This is a genomic window from Bradyrhizobium semiaridum (assembly GCF_020329505.1).
Lineage (GTDB): Bacteria > Pseudomonadota > Alphaproteobacteria > Rhizobiales > Xanthobacteraceae > Bradyrhizobium > Bradyrhizobium semiaridum.
Genome location: NZ_JAGKJJ010000021.1, coordinates 1 through 22,827, shown reverse-complemented (window position 1 = coordinate 22,827; position 22,827 = coordinate 1). Strand labels below are relative to the sequence as shown.

The 22,827-nt window shown below is 65.3% G+C and carries 14 protein-coding genes and 2 pseudogenes; 9 read left to right on the top strand and 7 right to left on the bottom strand.

The annotated features are described in order from the left end of the window. Positions 1 to 22: 22 nt before the first annotated feature. Genes maiA through J6500_RS22405 form a run of 3 tightly spaced genes read left to right on the top strand, consistent with a single transcriptional unit; the run spans position 23 to position 2,335 of the window. On the top strand, positions 23 to 655 hold the full coding sequence (maiA, locus tag J6500_RS22415; RefSeq protein WP_225714866.1) for a maleylacetoacetate isomerase: 633 nt from the start codon (positions 23 to 25) through the stop codon (positions 653 to 655). Continuing rightward, the gene (locus tag J6500_RS22410; protein WP_225714865.1) at positions 645 to 1,151 is read left to right on the top strand and encodes a MarR family winged helix-turn-helix transcriptional regulator; all 507 of its coding nucleotides are present in this window, start codon (positions 645 to 647) and stop codon (positions 1,149 to 1,151) included. The genes maiA and J6500_RS22410 overlap by 11 nt, the downstream gene beginning before the upstream one ends. Then, complete coding sequence (locus J6500_RS22405) at positions 1,151 to 2,335, top strand: 3-hydroxybenzoate 6-monooxygenase (protein WP_225714864.1); 1,185 nt, start codon at positions 1,151 to 1,153, stop codon at positions 2,333 to 2,335. The genes J6500_RS22410 and J6500_RS22405 overlap by 1 nt, the downstream gene beginning before the upstream one ends. Before the next feature lie 290 nt (positions 2,336 to 2,625). Here J6500_RS22405 and J6500_RS22400 read toward each other — a convergent pair whose 3' ends face one another. Both J6500_RS22400 and J6500_RS22395 read right to left on the bottom strand, forming a co-directional pair. Beyond that, positions 2,626 to 4,236 (bottom strand): benzoate-CoA ligase family protein, encoded by a 1,611-nt coding sequence (locus tag J6500_RS22400; protein WP_225714863.1) that lies wholly within the window; start codon positions 4,234 to 4,236, stop codon positions 2,626 to 2,628. After that, the gene (locus tag J6500_RS22395) at positions 4,233 to 5,378 is read right to left on the bottom strand and encodes an FAD-dependent monooxygenase (RefSeq protein ID WP_225714862.1); all 1,146 of its coding nucleotides are present in this window, start codon (positions 5,376 to 5,378) and stop codon (positions 4,233 to 4,235) included. The genes J6500_RS22400 and J6500_RS22395 overlap by 4 nt, the downstream gene beginning before the upstream one ends. Before the next feature lie 619 nt (positions 5,379 to 5,997). On the opposite strand from J6500_RS22395, the gene J6500_RS22390 reads away from it, so the two are divergent. Then, a complete protein-coding gene (locus J6500_RS22390) occupies positions 5,998 to 7,200 on the top strand; it encodes an efflux RND transporter periplasmic adaptor subunit (RefSeq protein WP_376707841.1) in 1,203 nt (400 codons plus the stop codon). Positions 7,201 to 7,208: 8 nt separating this feature from the next. Beyond that, entirely contained in the window at positions 7,209 to 10,379 is a 3,171-nt protein-coding gene (locus tag J6500_RS22385; protein ID WP_225714861.1) for an efflux RND transporter permease subunit, read from the top strand. A gap of 155 nt (positions 10,380 to 10,534) precedes the next feature. Here J6500_RS22385 and J6500_RS22380 read toward each other — a convergent pair whose 3' ends face one another. Further along, the gene (locus J6500_RS22380; protein ID WP_225714860.1) at positions 10,535 to 11,536 is read right to left on the bottom strand and encodes an NADP-dependent oxidoreductase; all 1,002 of its coding nucleotides are present in this window, start codon (positions 11,534 to 11,536) and stop codon (positions 10,535 to 10,537) included. A 216-nt stretch (positions 11,537 to 11,752) separates the two neighbouring features. Here J6500_RS22380 and J6500_RS22375 point away from each other — a divergent pair, with 216 nt between their 5' ends. Next, positions 11,753 to 13,042 carry a dicarboxylate/amino acid:cation symporter gene (locus J6500_RS22375; RefSeq protein ID WP_225714859.1) on the top strand — a complete coding sequence of 430 codons (1,290 nt, stop codon included), beginning with the start codon at positions 11,753 to 11,755 and terminating at the stop codon, positions 13,040 to 13,042. A gap of 12 nt (positions 13,043 to 13,054) precedes the next feature. After that, positions 13,055 to 13,866: pseudogene (locus tag J6500_RS22370) on the top strand (amino acid ABC transporter substrate-binding protein). A gap of 65 nt (positions 13,867 to 13,931) precedes the next feature. Here the strand turns inward: J6500_RS22370 and J6500_RS22365 are convergent. After that, positions 13,932 to 14,867 (bottom strand): ATP-grasp domain-containing protein, encoded by a 936-nt coding sequence (locus J6500_RS22365; protein WP_225714858.1) that lies wholly within the window; start codon positions 14,865 to 14,867, stop codon positions 13,932 to 13,934. 297 nt (positions 14,868 to 15,164) lie between these two features. On the opposite strand from J6500_RS22365, the gene J6500_RS22360 reads away from it, so the two are divergent. Then, a complete protein-coding gene (locus J6500_RS22360) occupies positions 15,165 to 15,938 on the top strand; it encodes a ferredoxin--NADP reductase (protein WP_225714857.1) in 774 nt (257 codons plus the stop codon). A 623-nt stretch (positions 15,939 to 16,561) separates the two neighbouring features. Continuing rightward, on the top strand, positions 16,562 to 18,187 hold the full coding sequence (locus J6500_RS22355; protein WP_225714856.1) for an FMN-binding glutamate synthase family protein: 1,626 nt from the start codon (positions 16,562 to 16,564) through the stop codon (positions 18,185 to 18,187). A 160-nt stretch (positions 18,188 to 18,347) separates the two neighbouring features. Here J6500_RS22355 and J6500_RS22350 read toward each other — a convergent pair whose 3' ends face one another. The 3 genes and pseudogenes from J6500_RS22350 to J6500_RS22340 form a co-directional block, all read right to left on the bottom strand. Beyond that, entirely contained in the window at positions 18,348 to 19,805 is a 1,458-nt protein-coding gene (locus tag J6500_RS22350) for an FAD-dependent monooxygenase (protein ID WP_225714855.1), read from the bottom strand. Positions 19,806 to 20,154: 349 nt separating this feature from the next. Next, the gene (locus J6500_RS22345) at positions 20,155 to 22,143 is read right to left on the bottom strand and encodes a carbohydrate porin (RefSeq protein WP_225714854.1); all 1,989 of its coding nucleotides are present in this window, start codon (positions 22,141 to 22,143) and stop codon (positions 20,155 to 20,157) included. Between the two features lie 360 nt (positions 22,144 to 22,503). Beyond that, positions 22,504 to 22,827, bottom strand: a pseudogene (locus J6500_RS22340) (hypothetical protein); the annotation flags it as partial.

The following is a 22,827-nucleotide window of genomic DNA, read 5'->3' as shown; positions in this document are numbered from 1 at the left end:
ACGAAATGCAAGGGAGGTTCCGATGAAGCTGCATGGCTATTTCCGCAGCAGCGCGTCCTACCGGGTCCGGATCGCCCTCAATCTGAAGGGACTCTCGCCCGAGCATCTGCCGCACCATCTGCGCAAGGGCGAGCAGTGCGCGCCGGCCTATCTCGCCATCAACCCGCAAGGCCTGGTGCCAACGCTGGAGAACGATGCCGGCGCAATCCTCACCCAGTCGCTCGCGATCATCGAATGGCTCGATGAGACCCATCCCAATCCGCCGCTGCTGCCGAAGGATCCGCTGCGCCGCGCCAAGGTGCGTGCCTTCGCGCAGGCGATCGCCTGCGACACCCACCCGGTGCAAAATCTGAAGGTGCTGGCGCGGCTGCGGCAGCTCGGCCTGCCCGAAGAGAAGGTGACGGAGTGGGCGGCCTGGGCCAATCGCGAGGGTCTTTCGGCCTGCGAAATCCTGATCGCGGGGGAGGGCGGGCCGTTCTGCTTCGGCGATGCGCCGACGCTGGCCGATCTCTGTCTGGTGCCGCAACTCGCCAATGCGCGGCGCTTCGGCGTCGACGTCTCGGCCTATCCGCGCCTGCTGAAGGCCGAGGCCGCGGCCAAACAAATCAAGGCGTTCGCCGACGCCGCTCCGGACAAGCAGCCCGATGCCGAATAACAAGCCCGTCACCATGGACGCGGTCTACACCGCGCCCGGCTATCTGTTCCGCCGCATGCAGCAGATCGCGGTTGCGCTGTTCATCGAGGAGTGCAAGGCGTTCGACCTGACCCCCGTTCAATACGCCGCGCTGATCGCGATCTCGACCCATCCCGGCATCGATGCCACCCGCCTGTCGGCGGTGATCGCGTTCGACCGCTCCACCCTCGGTAACGTCATCGAGCGGCTGGAGGCCAAGGAGTTCATCGTCCGCAAGCCGGCACCGGAGGACAGGCGCGTCAAGCTGCTGTATCTTACCAAGGCCGGTGCGGCCGTGCTCGATGAGATCATGCCGTCGGTCGACAAGGCGCAGGCGCGGATGCTGCAGCCGCTCAAGCCGGCCGACCGCAAGACGCTGCTGGCGCTGCTGACGCAACTGGTCGATCTCAACAACGAGGCATCGCGCGTGCCGCTGCGCGCCGAGGACGCGCTCGAACATCTGGGAAAGTCGGGCTGATGGCGGAGACTGGACCAGTCCTGATCGCGGGCGGCGGTATCGGCGGCCTCGCCGTAGCGCTCGGCCTCGCGCAGAAGGGCATCCGCTCGATCTTGCTGGAAAAGGCCGCCGCGCTTGGCGAGATCGGCGCCGGGATCCAACTCGGACCGAATGCCTTCCACGCCTTCGACTATCTCGGCGTCGGCGAGGCGGCGCGCAGCATGGCGGTCTATATCGACAAGCTGCGGCTGATGGATGCGCTCACCGCCGACGAGATCACCCATATCGACCTTGGCGAGAGCTTCCGCGCGCGTTTCGGCAATCCCTATGCGGTGGTGCATCGCGGCGATCTGCATGGCGTATTCCTGCGCGCCTGCCAGAACCATGAGCTGATCGAGCTGCGTGTCAGGAGCGAGGTGGTCGGCTACGAACAGGACGGCGCATCGGTGACCGCGACGATCGCCAGCGGCGAGCGTATCACCGGACGTCTTCTGATCGGCGCCGATGGCCTGTGGTCGAACATCCGCAAGCAGGTGATCGCGGACGGCCCGCCGCGCGTCTCCGGCCACACTACCTATCGCTCTGTGATCCCGACCGAGCAGATGCCGGAGGATTTGCGCTGGAACGCGGCGACGCTGTGGGCCGGCCCGAAATGTCACATCGTGCATTACCCGTTGTCGGGCTGGAAGGTATTTAACCTCGTCGTCACCTATCACAACGATGCGCCGGAGCCGGTCGCTGGCAAGCCGGTGTCGGAAGACGAAGTGATGAAGGGTTTTGCGCACGTCCATGAGCGGGCGCAGAACATCATCCGCCACGGCACCAACTGGAAGCTCTGGGTGCTGTGCGACCGCGATCCCGCCGAACACTGGATCGACGGCCGTGCCGTGCTACTCGGCGACGCCGCGCATCCGATGCTGCAATATTTCGCGCAAGGCGCCTGCCAGGCGATGGAGGACGCGGTGTGCCTGTCGCACATGCTGGCCAACCACGACGATCAGGCCGCGGCGCTGGAAGCCTATCGTATCAGGCGCTTCCCGCGCACCGCGCGCGTGCAACTGATGTCGCGCGCCATCGGCGAGCACATCTACCACCCCGCAGGCGACCACGCCCGCATCCGCAACGCGATCATGAGCGCGAAGTCGCAGGATCAGTGGTGCGATGACATCGCGTGGCTGTATGGCGGGACGGGGCTGGCAGCGTAGCCGCCGCAATCTGATCGAGAGAGCGCCGTGTGCACCCCTCTCCCCAACCCTCCCCCGCAAGGGGGGAGGGAGCCCTTCCGCCGGTGCGCTCCTTACATCCGATCGAGGTAGACGCGCATCGTGTAGCAAGAGCTGCTTGCGTGAACGGTCCGCAAGATGAATACAAGTGAGGTGAGCAAGCTGCTCAGGCTCCCTCCCCCCTTGCGGGGGAGGGCGGGGAGAGGGGTGGCCCGGGGACGAGATGTGCGACGCATGCGCGAAGGCAGCCCTTGCAGCACGCAGCTTCGAAGCTACATCCGCATCACCGCCTGCCGGTCGATCTTGCCCGTTCCGGTCTTCGGCAGCTCGTCGATGAACGTCACCTCGCGCGGATATTTGTAAGGCAGGAGTTTCGCCTTGACGTAATCCTGCAACTGCCGCGTCGCCTCGCTGGCATCGAAGCTGCGCTTGTTCATCACCACCACCGCCCGCAGCGTCATCCGGCGATCCGGCAGTTCGGCGGCGTAGACCGCGCATTCGCGCACATCGGGGTGATCGGCGAGACAGAGCTCGACTTCGAGCGGATAGACCCACTGGCCGGAGATCTTCACCAAATCGTCGGCGCGGCCGCGGAAGAAGTGGAAGCCGTCGCTGTCGCGCACGAAGCGGTCGCCGGTGTAGATCCAGCCCGCCTCGCGCACCGTCTCGGCCGTCTTGTCCGGCCGGTTCCAGTACAGCGGCGTCGCGGAATCGCCGCGCACCCACAGAATGCCCTCTTCATTGTCGCCGACCTCGCGGCCGTCGCTGTCGCGCAGCATGATCTCGTAGCCGGGCACGCGCAGGCCGGCGGCGCCGAGCTTCTTGTTGTCCGCGCGGTTGCAGAGATAGATGTGCAGCACCTCGGTCGAGCCGAGGCCCTCGATGATTTCGAGCCCGGTCAGATTTTTCCAGCCATTGAAGACGTCAGCCGACAGCACCTCGGCGGCCGAGATTGCCATCCGCAGCGAGGAGAAGTCGGCCGCGTCGGCACCTTCGGCCTTGGTCAGCGAGGTGTAGAGCGTCGGCAGGCCGAAGAACACGGTCGGGCGATACTGCCCGATCGCGGCAAAGATCGCCGCCGGCTTCGGCTGGCCCGGCAGCAGCAGCGTCGCGGCGCCGACCGAGAAGGGGAACGTGATCGAATTGCCGAACCCGTAGGCGAAGAAGATCTTCGGCACCGAGAAGCAGATGTCGCCGGGCGAAAGCTTCAGCACGCTGCGGGCAAAGGCGAGCTCGCTGTAGGCCATGTCGTGCTGCAGATGAACGATGCCCTTGGGCCGGCCAGTCGAGCCCGACGAGTACATCCAGAACGCCATCTCGTTGCGGTGCGTGTCGGCCGCGTCGAGCTCGCCCGGAAACTGTTGCAGCCATTCGGCAGCATTGCGGGTCTCGGCAACTGCATGATCGCCGGCCGCGCCGCCCGCCACGATCAGCGTGCGCAGCGGCGTGTCCTTGCACGCTTCCGCGTTGAAGCGCGTACAGAATTCGGCATCGGCCACCGCGGCCTGCGCGCCGGCGTCCAACAGATAGAATTGCAGCAACTCCGGCGGCGTCAGCGTATTGATCAGCAGCGGCACGAAGCCCGCGCGGACCGCGCCGAAGAACGCCGCCGGATAGGCCGGGGTGTCGTCGAGGAACAAGAGGATGCGGTCGCCGCGGGCGAGCCCGAGCGATTTGAAGCCGTGGCCCCAGCGTGCCGCCTCGGTGCAGAGCTCGCGATAGGTCCGCGTGCCGGCCGGGCCGGTCAGTGCCATGCGGTCGGCGTTGCCGTTCACGAGATTGTCGAACAGGATGCAGCTGGCATTGTAGCGTTCGGGGATCGCAAAGCCGATCTCGCGCGCGCCGGCATTGTCCTGCGGGACCTGGTCGATGATCGCGGTCATGACTTGCCCTCTCGTGCATTGCCCTTTGCGGCTTCATACCGGGCCATGAAGGCCGGCGACATCGCGCGCAGCCGCGCATCGTCGATCCGCCCCGAACGGGTGATGTAGCTGTAGGCGAAGTCCATCAAGCCAAGTTGCATGTGCGCGGGGAAATTCTCGTACCAGTCGGCGCTGGTGCGCGCCGCGGCGACGAGTTTCTTCACGATCGGCTTGCGCTCGGCCTCGTAGCGCGCCAGCGCCGCCGGGATCGCCGGCTCCGCCTCCAGCGCCTTGGTCAGCGCGATGGCGTCCTCGATCGCCAGCCGCGTGCCGGAGCCGATCGAGAAATGCGCCGAATGCAGTGCGTCGCCGATCAGCACCATGTTGCCCTGCGACCAGCGTTCGTTCCAGATCCACGGGAAATTGCGCCACACCGACTTGTTCGAGATCAGTTTGTGGCCGTCCAATGTCGCCGCGAACACTTGCTCGCAGATCGCCTGCGATTGCTCGATGCTCTTGTCGGCAAAGCCGTAGGCGGCCCAGGTCGCCGCGTCGCATTCGACCAGGAAGGTGCTCATGTCCCTGGCATAGCGATAATGATGGGCGTTGAAGTGGCCGCGGTCGGTGGCGACAAAGGTCTGCGACAGCGTCGCGAAGGGCTTGGTGGTGCCGTACCAGGCGAACTTGTTGGTCGAATGCGACACCGAGGCGCCGAACGCTGCCTCGAAGCCGCGGCGGACCATCGAGTTGAGGCCGTCGGCGGCGACGATCAGGTCATAGCCCTTGAGCTGGCCAGTCGACTCCACCACGGTGTCGAAGCGCGGCGTGATGCCGACGCTGCGGACGCGCTGCTGCAGGATGGTGAGCAGCGCCAGGCGACCGATCGCGGAGAAGCCGACGCCGTCGATCTCGACGCTTTCGCCGCGCAGGTTCAGCGTGATGTTCTGCCAGCTCTCCATCTGCGGCGCGATGGCGCCCACCGTCTCGGGATCGTCGGCGCGCAGGAATTCAAGCGCCTGTTCGGAGAACACCACGCCGAAGCCCCAGGTGGCGCCGGCGGCGTTCTGCTCGAACAGATCGATTTCAGCGTCGGGATGACGCTTCTTCCAGAGATAGGCGAAGTAAAGCCCGCCGGGCCCTCCGCCGATCACGGCGATGCGCAACGTCTGCCTCCCAGATTGACAGTGTACTTACTAATTGAGGTCAGACTAATCTGCCTCCGGCGGAAACGCCAGAGGGAAAATGCGCGCAGCCATTCGGCTTCGTAGCTTCGTAGCCTGGATGGCGCGCAGCGCGATCCGGGCGGTCTCGCCTGTGGCGACACTTCAAATCCGGGATTGCGCCTTCACCGCGCTGGCGCAACTGGACGACAGGCTGCTCATATTTTTCTGCAGGCATTGCAGCGACGGTTCACCGCCCGCGGAACGCTGGAGCAGTGGGCGATGTAGTCGTTGCGGCATTGCGATTTGACGGCGTCGCGCTGCGCCTGGGTTGGAGCCTGCGACAAGGCCGGGGCAGCGCTTATCAGGGCCACGGCCGCCAGCCATGCGGACAGCCTCGCTGCACGTGTCAACGCGTCAATCATTTGAACTAAATCTCTTTGTTTGCGCGGGAAGCCGCCGAACTGAGTTCTGAAAAAATCTTCTTGTAACAACCTTAGCGTGCGTCATCATTTTCGCTTTCGAGTTCCACTGCAAGCGGATTGTTGCTATGCATGAGGTAAGGCTGCTGTTCACTCGATACGACGTCCTTGTATTAGGCATTTTGAATCGAGGCTCGGAAATGAGGCATGCTCGCGCGCCGGCAAATTCCAGGCTAGCCAGTTTTGTGCGGCTGCGAACCACGACATTTCCGCGCGATGTTTTCGTCATAGCGGCGTTTTTCAGTTTAAGTGCCTGCGAACAAAATAGTTTTGTGCCGCCACCGCCGCCCAAGGTCGAGGTCGCGCCGCCGGTGCAGCGCGCCATCACGCGCTATCTCGACGCGACCGGAAATACCGCGCCGATCCAGAGCGTCGATTTGGTTGCGCGCGTGCAGGGCTTTCTGGAGTCGATCAATTACAAGGACGGCACCTTCGTGAAGCAGGGCACCACCCTGTTCACGATCGAGCCGGAGACCTACAAGCTGAAGCTCGAGCAGGCGCAGGCCGCCGAGGTCGGCGCGCAGGCGACGGTGAAGCAGGCCGAGACCGACTACAAGCGGCAGGCAGTGCTCGTGCAGCGCCAGGCGGTGTCGCAGGCGACGCTGGATACCTCGACCTCGACGCGCGACAACGCGACCGCCAGTCTGCAGCAAGCCCAGGTCAACACCAAGCTTGCCGCCGTCAATTACGGCTACACCAACGTCGTCGCGCCGTTCGACGGCATCGTCAGCAACCATCTGGTTTCGGTCGGCGAGCTGGTCGGCGTCTCCTCGCCGACGCAGCTTGCCACCATCGTGCAGCTCGACCCGATCTATGTGAACTTCAACGTCAATGAGCAGGACGTGCAGCGCATGCGCGACGAGGCGCGGCGGCGCGGCATCTCGATCGACGAGATCAGGCAACTGCCGGTCGAGGTCGGCCTGCAGACCGAGACCGGCTATCCGCACAAGGGCAAGCTCGATTACATCTCGCCGACGCTCAACCAGTCGACCGGAACGCTGGCCGTGCGCGGCCTGATCCCGAACCCGGATCGTGCGCTGCTGCCGGGCTTCTACGTCCGCGTTCGCGTGCCGTTCGACAAGCAGGAGAATGCGCTGCTGGTGCCGGACACCGCGATCGGCAGCGACCAGGCCGGGCGCTATGTGCTGGTCGTCAATGCCGACAATGTGGTCGAGCAGCGCAAGGTGACGACCGGCCCGCTCGATCAGGGACTCCGCGTCATCGAGACCGGGCTGAAGCCGGATGACCGCGTGGTCACCGCCGGGCTGCTGCGCGCGATCCCCGGCCAGAAGGTCGATCCGCAGGTCAGGACGAGCGACGCGACGCCGACAGCGACGAAATAGGACGCGCCATGATCTCGAAATTCTTCATCGAGCGCCCGGTCCTTTCCAACGTCATCGCCATCCTGATGATCCTGCTCGGCGGCGTGTCGCTGTACAACCTCGCCGTCGCGCAATATCCCGACGTGGTGCCGCCGACCGTGCAGGTGACGACGCGCTATCCCGGCGCCTCGGCCCAGACCGTGGTCGACACGGTGGCGCTGCCGATCGAGCAGCAGGTCAACGGCGTCGAGGACATGCTCTACATGCAGTCCTACAGCGGCGCCGACGGCACCTATACGCTGACGGTGACCTTCAAGATCGGCACCGATCTCAACTTCGCGCAGGTGCTGGTGCAGAACCGCGTCTCCAGCGCGCTGTCGCAGCTGCCGTCGGCGGTGCAAAGCCAGGGTGTCACCGTGCAGAAGCGGTCGACCTCGATCCTGCTGTTCGTGACGCTGACCTCGCCGAACAAGACCTACGACAGCCTGTTCCTGTCGAACTACGCCACCATCAACATCCGCGATGAGCTGTCGCGCCTGCCCGGCGTCGGCAACGTCACGGTGTTCGGCGCCGGCCAGTACTCGATGCGGGTCTGGCTCGACCCCAACAAGCTGCAGGTGCGCGGGCTGATGCCGCAGGACGTCATCCAGGCGATCCAGCAGCAGAGCCAGCAGGTCACCGCCGGCCAGGTCGGCGCGCCGCCGACGCCGGCGGGGCAGGCGTTCCAGTACACGCTCAATGTCAACGGCCGGCTCGACGACGCCGGCCAGTTCGAGAACATCATCGTCAAGACCGGCACCGTCGGCGACGTCACCCGCGTCCGCGACGTCGGCTGGGTCGAGCTCGGCGCGCAGACCTACAGCCAGATCTTCTCGCTGAACCAGAAGCCCGCGGTCGGCATCGGCGTGTTCCAGTCGCCCGGCGCCAACGCGCTGCAGGTCGAGAAGGCGATCGAGAAGAAGATGGCGGAACTGGCCAGGCAGTTCCCGCAGGACATCAAATACGACACGCCGTTCGACACCACCAAATTCGTCAACGCCTCGATTGAAGAAGTCTACAAGACGCTGATCGAGGCCGGCCTGCTCGTGCTGGTCGTGATTCTGGTGTTCCTGCAGGATTGGCGGGCGATGCTGGTGCCGGCGACGACGGTGCCGGTCACCATCATCGGCGCCTTCGCGGCGATGGCCGCGCTCGGCTTCACCATCAATCTGTCAACGCTGTTCGCGATCGTGCTGGCGATCGGCATCGTGGTCGACGACGCCATCGTCGTGGTCGAGGGCGCGGCGCACAATATCGAGCACGGCATGTCCGGCCACGACGCCGCGATCAAGGCGATGGACGAGTTGTTCGCACCGATCGTCGGCATCACGCTGGTGCTGATCTCGGTGTTCCTGCCGGCCGCCTTTCTGCCGGGACTGACCGGGCGGATGTACGCGCAATTCGCGCTGGTCATCGCCGCCACCGCGCTGCTCAGCGCGATCAATGCCGCGACCCTGAAGCCGACCCAGTGCGCGCTGTGGCTGCGCCCGCCGGCGCCGCCCGAGCAGCGCAACTTCTTCTACCGCGGCTTCAATGCGGTCTATGACCGGATCGAGCGCGGCTATGCCCGCATCATCGGTGGCATCGCCGGGCACGCCAAGACATCGGTCGCGATCGCGCTCATCATCATCGGGCTCGCCGGCTATGGCCTGTCGCGGGTGCCGACCGGCTTCATCCCGATCGAGGATCAGGGCTATCTGCTGGCAGCGGTGCAGCTGCCCGACGGCGCCGCGCTCGACCGCACCCAGCAGGTGCTCGACAAGGTCACCGAGATCGCCGGCAAGACGCCTGGCGTCGACCAGGTGATCTCGATCGCCGGCATTTCCGCGCTCGACAACTCGTCGAGCCTCGCCAATGCCGGCGTCGCCTACCTGATCCTGAAGGATTGGAGTGCGCGCGGGCCGGGCGAAGACCTGCGCTCGCTGGTGTTCGGACTCAACGACAAGCTCGCGGTGATCCCGGAGGCGCGCATCCTGGTGATCCCGCCGCCGCCGATCCAGGGCATCGGCAACGCCGCCGGCTTCGCCATGCAAGTCGAGCTGCGCGACGGCAATGCCGATTACGGCAAGCTGCAGGCGATCACCGGCGCGATCGTCGCCAACGCGCAGACCCAGAGCGCGCTGCAGCGCGTGCAGTCCTCGTTCCGCTCGATGGTGCCGCAATACGACGTCGAGGTCGACCGCATCAAGACGCAGACCTTGCACGTCACCACCGACCAGATCTTCTCGGCGCTGTCGTCCTATCTCGGCGCCAGCTACGTCAACCAGTTCACCAAGTTCGGCCGCACCTTCCAGGTCTACACCCAGGCCGAGGCGCAGTACCGCCTGACCTTGCGCGACATCGAGAACATGATGGTGCGCAACAGCAACGGCGACATGATTCCGCTCGGCACGGTGGCGAAGATCACGCCGTCGGTCGGGCCGTCGCTGATCAGCCTCTACAACCTCTATCCGTCGGCCTCGATCATCGGCTTGCCGGCACAGGGCTACTCGTCCGGCCAGTCGATGGCGCTGATGGAGGAGATCGCAGCCAAGACGCTGCCGCCCGGCTCGGGCTATGAGTGGACGGCGATGTCGTACCAGGAGAAGGCGGTCGGCGGCCAGATCTACTACACATTCGCGCTGGCGCTGCTGCTGGTCTATCTCGTGCTCGCCGGACAGTATGAGAGCTGGTACGCACCGATCTCGGTGATCCTCGCGGTACCGCTGTCGCTGCTCGGCCCGATGCTGGTGCTGACCGGCCTGCGGATCGACAACAACCTCTACACCCAGATCGGCATCATCCTGCTGATCGCGCTATCGGCCAAGAACGCGATCCTGATCGTCGAGGTCGCGCTCGAGCGCCATCTGCGCGACGGCCACACCGTGCTGCAATCCGCGATCGACGCGGCGCGGGCGCGCTTCCGGCCGATTCTGATGACGTCGTTCGCCTTCATCCTCGGCGTGCTGCCGCTGGTGCTCGCCACCGGCGCCGGCGCCAACGCCCGCAAGTCGATCGGCATCACGGTGTTCTCCGGCATGATCGCCTCGACCTGCCTCGCCGTGCTGTTCGTCCCGGCGTTCTTCGTCGTGGTGCAGAGTTTCGAGAACTGGCGCAAGGCGAAGAAAGGCAAGGCCGCGCCGCCGCAAGCCGAGCCGCGGGCGACGGGCACGGTGCACTGAAACTCCCCCTCCCCGTTCTTCATGGGGAGAGGGTTGGGGTGAGGGGCTCTCACCGCCAGGCGGTGTGAATTGCGTGTCCGGTACCCCCTCACCCGGATCGCATCTGCGACGCGATCCGACCTCTCCCCGCAGGCGGGGAGAGGTAAGCAAGATCGCTACACCTTCACCATCCGCTTGCCGCGGTTCTCGCCGGCGAGCAGTCCGATCAGCGCCTGCGGCGTGTTCGCCAGCCCGTCGATCACGTCCTCCTGCACCTTGAGCTTGCCGGCGCCGACCCAGGACTGCAGCTCGGCGAGGGCGGCATCGCGCTGGTCCATGTAGTCCATCACGATGAAGCCCTGCATCACCAGCCGCTTCACCACGATCAGGCCGGGCACGCCGCGCGGGCCGTGCGCGGAGGGCACGCCGTCATATTGCGAGATCGCGCCGCAGCAGGCGATGCGGCCGCGATTGTTCATCTGCGACAGGCAGGCTTCCAGGATGTCGCCGCCGACATTGTCGAAATAGACGTCGATGCCATCGGGCGCCGCGGCGCGCAGCGCCTTGTAGGTGGCGCCGTCCTTGTAGTCGACCGCGGCGTCGAAACCGAGCTCGCTTGTCAGCCAGTGGCACTTGTCCTTGCCGCCGGCGATGCCGACCACATGGCAGCCCTTGATCTTGGCGATCTGGCCGACGATCGAGCCGACCGAGCCGGCCGCGGCCGACACCACCACGGTCTCGCCCTGCTTCGGCTTGCCGACGTCGAGCAGGCCGAAATAGGCGGTCAGGCCGGCGATGCCGAACACGCTGAGCAGATGCGTCATCGGCTCCAGCCTCGGCATCTTCGACAGGTGCTTGGCCGGCAGCGCGGCATAGTCCTGCCAGCCGGTGTCGCCGAACACGAGGTCGCCCTGCTTCAGGCCGGGCGCCTTCGATTCCACCACCTCGGCGATGCTGCCGCCGGCCATCACAGTGTTCGCCTCAACCGCGGCGCGGTAGGTCGCGCCATGCATCCAGGCGCGGTTGGCGGCATCGAGCGAGATGTAGCGCGTGCGCACCAGCACCTCGCCGTCCTTCGGCTCGGGGATCGCGCCGCTGACCAGACGGAAATGTTCGGGACCGAGCTTGCCGGTCGGCTTCTCGACCAGCAGGATCTGGCGATTGACGGTGTCGTTCATGGCGATTGTCTCCCCTCGTCGTGGCCGTTTGCGCCGCAATTTGACTGCGCCGCGCGCAGCAGATTGCACAGATTGTGCGCTGCATGAACGCTAGTCCGCACGGTGGCATTCCACAACGGGAACGTTTCGGAAAATCCCGCCAGGCGCGAAGCGTGTTGCGTCGCTGCGTAAATCTGCCACACTTGACCTTCGCCGGGAACTTACGGGGGTAAGAGAATGTCCAGCAGGTTTACGCAGTACATCCTGATTGCGATGGTCCTAGGCATCGTGATGGGGTCGATCGTCTTCAACTACTTTCCTGACAGCCGTGCCTCGATCGCAGCAGACGTCAATCTGATCGCGATGCTGTTCCTGCGCCTGATCAAGATGATCATCGCGCCGCTGGTGTTCGCGACCCTGGTCGGCGGCATCGCCCATATGGGCAGCGGCTCGCGGCTCGGGCGCGTGTTCGCCAAGACCATGGGCTGGTTCGTCTCCGCCTCCTTTGTCTCGCTGCTGCTCGGCCTCGTGATGGTCAATCTGCTGCAGCCCGGCGCCAACTTCCCCGGCACGCTGCCCGACAAGGGTCAGTCGACCGGTCTTCCGGTCTCCGCGTTCTCGTTCGAGAAATTCCTGATCCATCTGGTGCCGACCTCGATCGCGGATGCGATGGCGCAGAACGAGATCCTGCAGATCGTGGTGTTCGCGGTGTTCTTCGCGGTGGCGCTCGGCGCCATGCCGGAGCGCGCCAAGCCGATCATGAGCCTGATCGACGACCTCGCGCATATCATGCTGAAGGTCACCGGCTATGTGATGCTGTTCGCTCCGCTCGCGGTGTGGGCGGCGATCATGGCCACGGTCTCGAAGAACGGCCTCGGCGTGCTCTGGAAGCTGGTCGTCTTCATGGGCGGCTTCTATCTCGCGCTGCTGATCCTGTGGGTCATCCTGGCCACGGTCGGCTTCATCGTCATCGGCCCGCGCTACAGCCATCTGCTGCGGCTGATCCGCGAGCCCCTGATGATCGCGTTCTCGACCGCCTCGTCCGAGGCGGCCTATCCGAAGACGCTGGAGGGGCTGAACAGGTTCGGCGCCTCGTCGCGGATCTCGTCCTTCGTGCTGCCGCTGGGTTACTCGTTCAACCTCGACGGCACGATGATGTACTGCACCTTCGCCAACGTGTTCATCGCGCAGACCTACCACATCGAGATGTCGCTCGGCACCCAGCTCGCGATGCTGGCGACGCTGATGATCACCTCGAAGGGCGTCGCCGGCGTGCCGCGCGCCTCGCTCGTCGTGATCGCCTCGACGCTGGCGCAGTTCGGCATCCCCGAGGCGGGGCTGTTGATGATCATGGGCATCGACACCTTCCTCGACATGGGCCGCAGCGCCACCAACGTGATCGGCAACTCGCTGGCGACCGCCGTGGTCGCCAAGTGGGAGGGCGAGCTGAAGGCGGAGCACGAGCTCGGGCCCGACGATGCGGTGCCGTCGGATGCGGTGCCCGGCGCCGTGATGGCCGGCCATTGACGGGAGGGATGCATGCGTCGCCCTCGCTGGAGGCCGATACCGGCTGAAGGCCTGATGCTGCTGGCAGCTCTGCTGGCGGCACCGGCCTCCGCGCAGACCGCGGGCGAGGGGCTCAGCCCCACGCTCGCCAACATCAAGGCCACGCACACCGTGCGGATCGGCTATCGCGAGAGCTCGCCGCCGTTCTCGTTCCTCGATCATTCCAACCGGCCGATCGGCTACAGCCTCGAACTGTGCGATGCGATCGTCGAGGAGATCGGGATCGAGGTCGACGATGCCAACCTCAAGGTCGACTACGTCAAGGTCACCTCGGACGACCGCATTCAGGCGGTTGTCGAGAACAAGATCGATCTGGAATGCGGATCGACCACCGCGAATGCCGAGCGCGGCAAGCTGGTGGCGTTCGCGCCGCTGATGTTCGTGGCCGGTACCAAGCTGATGGTGGCGAAGGCCTCCGGCGTCACGCAGATCGCCGACCTGAAGGGCAAGACCATCGTCGTCACCAAGGGCACCACCAACGAGCAGGCGATCAACAATGTCAACGCCAAGCGGCAGCTTGGATCGCGCGGCACAAGTCGCAGGACAAGTACCGCGTCACCGGCGACTATTTGTCCTACGATCCCTACGGCATCATGTACCGCAAGGGCGAGAAGCAGATGAAGGACGTGGTCGAGCGCGCCTTCCGCAAGCTCGCCTCCAACCGCGACATCGTCCCGCTCTACAACAAGTGGTTCATCGCCCGCCTGCCGACCGGCGAAAAGCTCAACGTCGCCATCTCGCCGCAGCTCGAGGAGGCGTTCAAGGTGCTCGACGAGAGCGAGTGACGCGAAACAAGCCGCAAGCATTATCGTCGTCCCGGCGAAGGCCGGGACCCATCCCCCCACACGCTCTACGCAAACACCGCATCCAGCGCCGCGTGATACGCCGCCTCGACCAGCGCCGGATGCCGCTTCCCCAGCGCTTCCATCTTCACCCCGGAATTCACCTCGAGCACCTTCCACCCGCCGTCGACGCGCACGACGTCGATCGAAGCGAAGCGGATGCCGACCGCCTGTGCGGCCTTGAGCGCAAGCGCGACGCAGGCGCGGTGCGTCGCGCCATCCGTGAGCAGCACGGGCTCCGCGCCGGCATCGAGGTTGTGCCGCCAGTTCAGCAGGCGCCGTTCGCCCGCAGGTGGAATGGCATTGAGCTCGGCTGCTTCAAAATCCGCAGTGATGGCCTTGAGCTGCTCCGCCGTCGCCGCGCGCTGCGCCAGTTCGCGCAGCGAATGCACGCCGTCGCCGGTCACCTGTGGGCGCGTCTTGCTGTAGACGATCAGCGCGCGCGCATCGAGCAGCACGACGCGGATCTCGTCATCGATCTCGACATAGGGCGAGATCGCCAGCGCGCGGTACTCGGCGAGAATCCGCGCGACAGCCGTCTCCAGTTGCGCCCGCGTGGTGACGCGGCACACCAGCTCGCCCGATGTGCCCTCGTTGGGCTTGACGACGAGCCCGCGTGGATGCGCATCGAGCAGTTGCGCCATCGTGTCGATCGATCCCGATCCCGGGATATGCGGGCTGTGCCGCGGGCCGAGAAACAGCGTGTGCGGGATCGCGTCGATTCCGGCCGCGGTCAGCACCTCGGCGCAGGCTGCCTTGTCGCTCGCGACCTGATGCGCCACCGCGCTGTTCAGCCCGAGGTCATAGCCGATCGCGAGCCGCCGCTCGGCGCCTCGCCGCATCATCACCAGCCAGCCGCCGGACCGCATCTCGACGGCGATGTCGTGCGCCAGACAATATTTTTTGATGGTTTCCAGGAAGATTCGCTGGCTGATCAGGACCACTGAATGATTTTCCCTTCGCCGCGGTTCTCGCAGCAATTATTTGCCAGATCGGCGGCGATCTCAGCAAGTAAATTGCTGCCGTCACAGGGCATTAACGATGTCGTGGCTGAACTTCTTTGCGGATTCGAACGACTGCCATTCTGAGATCGCAATTGCACGCCAGTTGATCTTGACTATCTCTTTCATCGGCGCGATGGACACGCGAGATCTTCAGTGATTTCGGACACTTCTGCGCCGTCCGAGGCCACCTAAAAATCAAGCCATTCTAAATCTGGTCAATCGAGAAAACGAAATCCCATGAGCGCGTTCTATCGAGAGAAGGTTCTTTCTGTTCGTCACTGGACCGATACGCTTTTCAGCTTCAAGGCCACCCGTGGTTCCGGGTTCCGTTTCCAGAATGGCCAGTTTGCCATGATCGGCCTCGAGGTCGACGGCCGCCCGCTGCTGCGCGCCTATTCGATGGCGAGCGCCAATCACGAGGAAGAGCTCGAGTTCTTCTCGATCAAGGTGCAGGATGGCCCGCTCACTTCGAAACTGCAGAAGATCCGCGAGGGCGACATCATCCTGGTCGGCCGCAAGGCGACCGGCACGCTGATCACCGACAATTTGATTCCCGGCAAGCGGCTGATGCTGCTGTCGACCGGCACCGGCCTCGCGCCGTTCGCGAGCCTGATCAAGGACCCCGAAGTCTACGACCGCTACGACTCGATCGTGCTGGTCCATGGCTGCCGCCAGGTCTCCGAGCTCGCCTATGGTGAGGAGCTGGTCGCCAAGCTGCGCGACGACGAGCTGTTCGGGCCGCTGCTCTCCGAGAAGCTCCTGTACTATCCGACCGTGACGCGCGAGCCGTTCCGCAACCGCGGCCGCATCACCGACCTCATCACCTCCAACCAGCTGTTCTCCGACCTGCATCAGGGCCCGCTCGACATCGAGACCGACCGCATCATGATGTGCGGCAGCCCGGCGATGCTGGAAGAGCTGAAGCAGCTGTTCGAGACCCGCGGCTTCAAGGAAGGCAGCGGCAACACGCCCGGCCACTTCGTGATCGAGAAGGCGTTCGTCGAGCGCTGATACTCGCTAGTTGGGTTCGTCGTCCTGGCGAAAGCCAGGACCCATTACCACCATTCTCTGTTTTGCGAAGGCTGGGGCCCCATCGGGCTCCAGCCTTTTGCATTTGTGGTTATGGGTCCTGGCTTTCGCCAGGATGACGATGGTGGAAGTAGCCGCATGTTCATTAAGCCGAGCAACCTCGCGCGGTGATTTCCCTTCACCTCGCCCCGCTTGCGGGGAGAGGCGTAGGCCGCCTTTGGCGGCCGTTCTGAGCGAGCACGCCGAAGCAAAGCTTCGGCTACGTCGCATCGCAAGATGCGACCCGGGTGAGGGGGAGTCTCCGCGAGTTCATCTGCCAGCAGTGCTGCGGAAGCAGCCCCTCACCCCAACCCTCCAAGAGCGAGCTTCGCTCGTCTCGACCCCGTAAGAACGGGGAGAGGGAGTAACAGCGCGCGCCACGGACGTCTTTCGTTGCACCGCAAAAGCACTCTTCGGTCCGCCCGACTACGACAGCGATACCCACCCATTCGGGCGGTTGTCACATCCGTGACTGCCCGGCGGATATAACCTTGTAGCGCTCGATTGCTGAGTTGGATTAGGCTTGCTGCCGACAAGACGGCCTGCCGGTCTGGGTTGAGGGAATTATGGAAACGCTGCTGCTGCCGTTCTCGCCGCGCTTCATCATCATGACGATCTGCTCGGTCGTCACCGCGCTGCTGCTGCTGGTTGGCATTTTCGACCCGAAGGTCTTCAAGATCGTCCTGATCCCGCTGGTCATCTTCGGCGCCCTGACGCTGCTCGGCATCCGCGACCTCACGCAGAAGCACCATGCGGTGCTGCGCAACTATCCGATCTCGGCGCATGTGCGCTTCCTGCTCGAGGAAATCCGCCCCGAGATGCGGCAGTATTTCTTCGAGAGCGAGAAGGACGGCATGCCGTTCTCGCGCGACACCCGCGCGGTGGTCTATCAGCGCGCCAAGATGGTGCTCGACAAGCGGCCGTTCGGCACTCAGGAGGACGTCTATCGCGAGGGCTACGAGTGGATGCACCATTCGGTGGCGCCCAAGCCGAACGCCGGCCACAAATTCCGCATCACCATTGGCGGCCCCGAGTGCACCAAGCCGTATTCGGCCTCGGTCTTCAACATCTCGGCGATGAGCTTTGGCGCGCTGAGCCCGAACGCGGTGCGGGCGCTGAACGCCGGCGCGAAAAAGGGCGGCTTTGCCCACGATACCGGCGAGGGCGGCGTCAGCCCGTATCACCGCGAGATGGGCGGCGACATCATCTGGGAAATCGGCTCCGGCTATTTCGGCTGCCGCAACCGCGACGGCACCTTCAATCCCGACGAGTTCGCGCGCATCTCCGGCGACGACCAGATCAAGATGGTCGAGCTCAAGATCAGCCAGGGCGCCAAGCCCGGCCATGGCGGCGTGCTGCCGGCAGCCAAGGTCTCCGAGGAAATCTCCAAGATCCGCGGCGTGCCGATGGGCGAGGACTGCATCTCGCCGGCCTATCACAAGGCGTTCTCGACGCCGCTGCAGATGATGGAGTTCGTCGCCAACATGCGAAAACTGTCGGGCGGCAAGCCGGCCGGCTTCAAGATGTGCATCGGCCATCCCTGGGAGTTTTTGGCGATCTGCAAGGCGATGCAGGAGAGCGGGCTCTATCCCGATTTCATCGTGGTCGACGGCAATGAAGGCGGCACCGGCGCCGCACCGCTCGAGTTCATGGACCATTTGGGCATGCCGATGCGCGAGGGCGTCAACTTCGTCCACAACGCGCTGGTCGGCATCGGCGCGCGCGACCGCATCAAGATCGGCGCGTCCGGCAAGATCGCGACCGCCTTCGACATGGCGCGCGCGATGGCGATCGGCGCCGACTGGTGCAATTCGGCGCGCGGCTTCATGTTCGCGCTCGGCTGCATCCAGTCGCTGAGCTGCCACACCGACCGCTGCCCGACCGGCGTCACCTCGCAGGATCCGTCGCGCAACCGCGCGCTGTTCGTGCCCGACAAGAGCGAGCGCGTGTACAACTACCACCACTCGACCCTGCACGCGCTCAGCGAGCTGCTTGCCGCCGCCGGCCTCGAGCACACCAAGGACCTGCGCCCGATCCACTTCTCGCAGCGCAGCTCGACCACCGAGGTCAGCACCTTCGCCGAGCTCTACCCGGCGCTGCGGCCCGGCGAGCTGCTCGAAGGCACCCAGGACCGCCGCTACCGCGACGCCTGGGCGATGGCGCGCGCGGATTCGTTCCAGCCGGCAGGGTAGGGCTGGCACGCTCGCGCCGCGATCTCAGTGTCGTCCCGGCGAAGGCCGGGACCCATGACCACAGGACTACATGGTTGCAACTCGCTGCGGCCCCAGCCGGCTCTAGCCGCACACTTCGGTGGTTATGGGTCCCGGCCTGCGCCGGGACGACGATGTGGAACTAGGTGGGCCCACCGAACCATTTCGCCATCGCATCGGTCAGTCCCGACCGGCTCTGATCTCCCACCCATGCCACATATCCGTCGGGCCGGATCAGCACGGCCATGGGCGCAGCGACCGTGCCGAGCACCGGAAGCTCCCACGCGCCGCTGTATGCGGCGTCGACGAGCTGAACCCGGTCGCGCCAGCCGGTGATGTCGATGCTGCCGGGCTCGCCGAGATTGAGCAGCACCGGCCGCGCCCAATGCAGCAGGGCGAACACGCGCATGTCGCCGTCGGCGGTGACGATGTCGAGATCGGGCACGCGGCGCCCGAGCAGCGGATGGCCGTCGCCGAGGTCGTAGCGGATATCCAGCCCGGTCATCGTCGCGGCGAAGTGCCGGCGCGGCGCGTCCATGCCGAGGAGTTCGGCCATCAGCTCCTCAAGCGCCTTGCTGCGGTCGTCGGTGCGGCGAAGCGCGACCTGCGCCATCGTCCGGCGCAGCACGCGGGCGCCGACCGGATGGCGCTCGGCATGGTAGGTGTCGAGCAGACTGTCCGGCACGATGCCCTTGATCACCTGGGCCAGCTTCCAGCCGAGATTGACGGCGTCCTGTACGCCGATATTGAGGCCCTGTCCGCCGGTCGGGGCGTGGACATGCGCGGCGTCGCCGACGAGCAGGACACGGCGCTCGCGATAGGCGGCGGCCTGGCGGGTCGTGTCGGTGAAGCGCGAGATCCAGGTCGGACTGTGGATCCCGAAGTCGGTGCCGTAGATGCCGATCAGGGCGTCCTGCACGTCGCTCAGGCCAGGCTCGCCGCTCCTGAGCTGCCGCTCGGTCAGCACGATCCGCACGCCAGCTCCATCCTCCAATCGTCCGATGCCATGGATGCCGGCGGCGTCCTGGCGGAGGCCGAATGCCGGCTCCTCGGACATCCGGGCTTCGGCGATCAGCCAGCTGATGGTCGGATCGGAGCCAGGGAAATCGATGCCGGCGGCCTTGCGGACGAGGCTGCGTCCGCCGTCGCAGCCGATCAGATATTGCGCCCGCAGCGACCCGCTGCCGGACAGCGCGACGTCGACGCCGTCGTCGTCCTGAGTGAAGCCGGTCACCTCGCGCTCGCGATAGACCGGCACGCCGAGCTCTCCGACCCATCCGGCGAGGATGTGCTCGATATGGTTCTGCCACAGGCCGAGCGTGTAATTGTGCCGGGTCGGCAGGTCGCTGATGTCGAGCGGGATCGGATGGACATGCACCACCGGATGGCGCTGGCCCTCGGCGAGGAACCGGTCGGCGATGCCGCGCTGATCGAGCACCTCGATACTGCGCGCATGCAATCCGCCGGCGCGCGAGCCGACCAGTTCCTGGCTGGCCCGCCGCTCGACGATCGCAACATCGACACCGCCCAGCGCCAGTTCGCCTGCCAGCATCAGCCCGGTCGGCCCGCCACCGGCAATCACCACGTCATGTCCCTGCATCCCGCACTCCCCTTAAGTTCGATCGATCGGGCGCGCGTTCTACGGGATGACCCCGGGCTTGCGGCAAGCCCAGGGGGTCTACATATATCTGAGTGGGGAGAGGGCTTATTTGGCCCACCCCCATTTCCTGCCGTCATTGCGAGTAGCGAAGCGACGAAGCAGTCCATGCTTCCTCGCATGCGGACGCATGGATTGCTTCGCTTCGCGCGCAATGACGATGCGACGATGCAAGTTCGTAGCCGGATGCAGCGAAGCGAAATCCGGGGCCGCACTGTCAGCGGATCTACCGCCCCGGATTGCGCCGCGCTGCATCCGGGCTACGCATTGGAGATGGGGTGAAAGCGGAGCCTCAAAACTCTCCGTGCACGCGGCCGGAGAAGATGTGCACCGGGCCGCGGTCGGCGTTGTAGGCGGGGTTGGTGATGAACTGATAGTCCGCGGTCAGCGTCAGATTCTTGTTCACCTGATAGGCGTAGTAGGTCTCGAAGATCCGCTCCGGGCTGTAGTTCAGCGCGCCATCGCCGATCAGAAGGCCGAGGCCGCCGGCGGCGAGGAAGTCGCGGTGCGCGGCGGAGAGGCCGTTCACCGCGCCGCCGATGCCGATGGTGTCGTTCGGCCGTCCCCAGCGGCTGCCCTTGATCGACAGGCCGCCCGAGACGCTGCGGTCGACATCGGTGAATGACAGGATCTCGTTCTGGCCGTCGTTCCAGGACAGGCGGCCGAACAGGCCGACATCCGTGGCGATCTGCTGCTCGCCATTCAGATAGAAGCCGTACTTGGAATTCTCCTTGCGGATGCCGGCCATCACATCGTTGATGTCGAGCCCGGGATTGGCGTCCTCGATCGCGAGCGCCTGGCGGTAGTTGCCGGTGTTGCCGCGGTTGCCGAAGATGCCGACGCGGATTTTGCCGGGTTGGTCGAACACCGCATAGCGGCCCTCGAATTCCACCACCGCGCCGCCGGTGTTGTAGACCAGCACGTCGCTGTTCGGCGCGTTCGGCACCTGGAAGAATCCGGCGCGCACCGCCCAATCCTTGCGGTTGAGCTCGACCACGGCGCCGCGGGTGTAGCCGGGCAGGTCGGCCGGGAAGTCGTAGGCCGCCGAGGCCCACATCGCCCAGTTCATGAAGTCGGCGCGCGGGTCCTTGGCGTAGGAATTGGCGTCGAAGAAATCACCGACCGCGAAGCGGCCAACGATCAGCGTCAGCCGGTCGATGTCGCGCTTGCCCGCGATCTGGTTCGGACCGTCGGCCACCTCTTCCTGCTCGCCGCCGAAGCCGAAGGTCTGCTTGAAGTAGTAGCGCTGCGGCCGGATCCTCGGGAACGGCGCGCCGGCCTTCTGCGCCTCGCCGTTCGAGAAGCCGGCGAGGCCGAGGGTGCCATTCAGGCCGAACCCTTGCGCGGTCTCGGGGTTGAAATAGAGCTCGCCGCCCTCCCACAGCCGCACGCCGAGGAACGCCGTCGTGGTCCAGGTCTGCTGCGCCTGTCCCGGGCCCGGCAGGCTGTTGGTGCCGCTATAGGGCGCGCGGAACGACGGGTATCCCTGCGCGATCAGCGTGGTCTGCCCGTGCACGCTCCAGTCGCTGGACTCCGGCAGCATGGTCCGGCTCGGCGCCGCCGACCATGGCGAGTCGCCGAGCTGGTAGTTGAGGCCGAATTTCAGCAGATGCAGCCGCGGCTCGATGGCCACGCCGGGCATGCCGAAATCGGCAAGGCCGAGCGTCTTGCGCGTCAGGTCGACATATTCGTACTCGACCTTCGCCGTCCAATTGCCGCTCAGCGCGAATGCCGCGCCGGCGCCGACGGTCCAACCGGTCTGGTACTGGCCCGGTTCGGAGAGCGTCGCGCCGTCGGCGTCGTTGATCTTGACGTGGCTGTGGCCCCAGGCGAAGCCGCCGGTGAGGTAAGGCATCCAGGAGCCGAACGCGTAGCCGATACGGCCGCGCAGCGTTCCGACATAGTCGATCGTCGCGTGGAACGGGGCGGGCTGGCGCCGCACCACGTCGGTCGGGCTGGTGAACGTCGCGTCCGCCTCGACGCCGACCACGAAGCGGTTGGCGAACTCCCTGTTGTATCCGGCCTGGAAGCCGCCGATCCCGCCGGTAATGGTCGGCGGAAACAGCGCGCCTTGTTCGGGCAGCGGATTGGTGCCGGGACCGAGGCTGCCGTCGCCATAGCCGACATGAGCACCGGCGTAGAAACCGGTCCAGCTGTAGACCTGCCGGGCCGCCGGCGATTTCAGTGCGATATCCGCAGCATTCACCGGCGCGCCGAACGCGGCCGCGCCGAGCGCGGCGCCGGCAGCGAGCTGGACGCGGAAGAGGCGGACGCAGGTCATGACGCGGCGTTATCCGGCAGGCGGCGGGCAGAATCGCCAGACATCACGGCAGATTTGGCGGCCGCTCGCCATCCCATATTTGCAGTCATCGCCCCGTCGTCCCAGGTCCTGATCTGTGCCATCCCATCCAAGAGCACAGATCAGCAACAAACATTCCCCGTGTTATTGCAACTAATTCGCAATAGCAACTGAGGGAGTGCCCGTTGCCGTCTCGATTTGCACGCCAGTATGACAGTCGTGCAACAGCGCCAAGCGGCCGGTGGCAAGATACGTTCGACTCGCCGCCGCCGACTCCTTTGCATGGGGTTGTTTTTCGAGATTTGGCGGTGCCCCCGGCTGTGGCTCCATTCCAATTCGGATCTACGGCTTGACCCAGCGCTGCACGGCGGCGGCGGTGTCGGCCGGGCTGGTGTTGAAGCAGATCGGGGCATCGGGGGCGAGGCGGTGTACGAGGTTGAGGATGGTCTCGAACAGCACCGCTCCGGCGGTTCGCGCAGTCCGGCGCCGATCACGACGCAATCATAGCGCTTTGCCCGCAGTGCCGCCGTCGCGACCGGCTCGGCGGTGTCGCCGAGGTCGATCAGGCAGCTCTCGACGTCATAGCCCAGCGTGCGCAGGCCTTCGAGTTGCGCGTCGATATAGCTGCGGACCAGTTCCGGCGTGAATTGGGGCAGGACGGAGAGG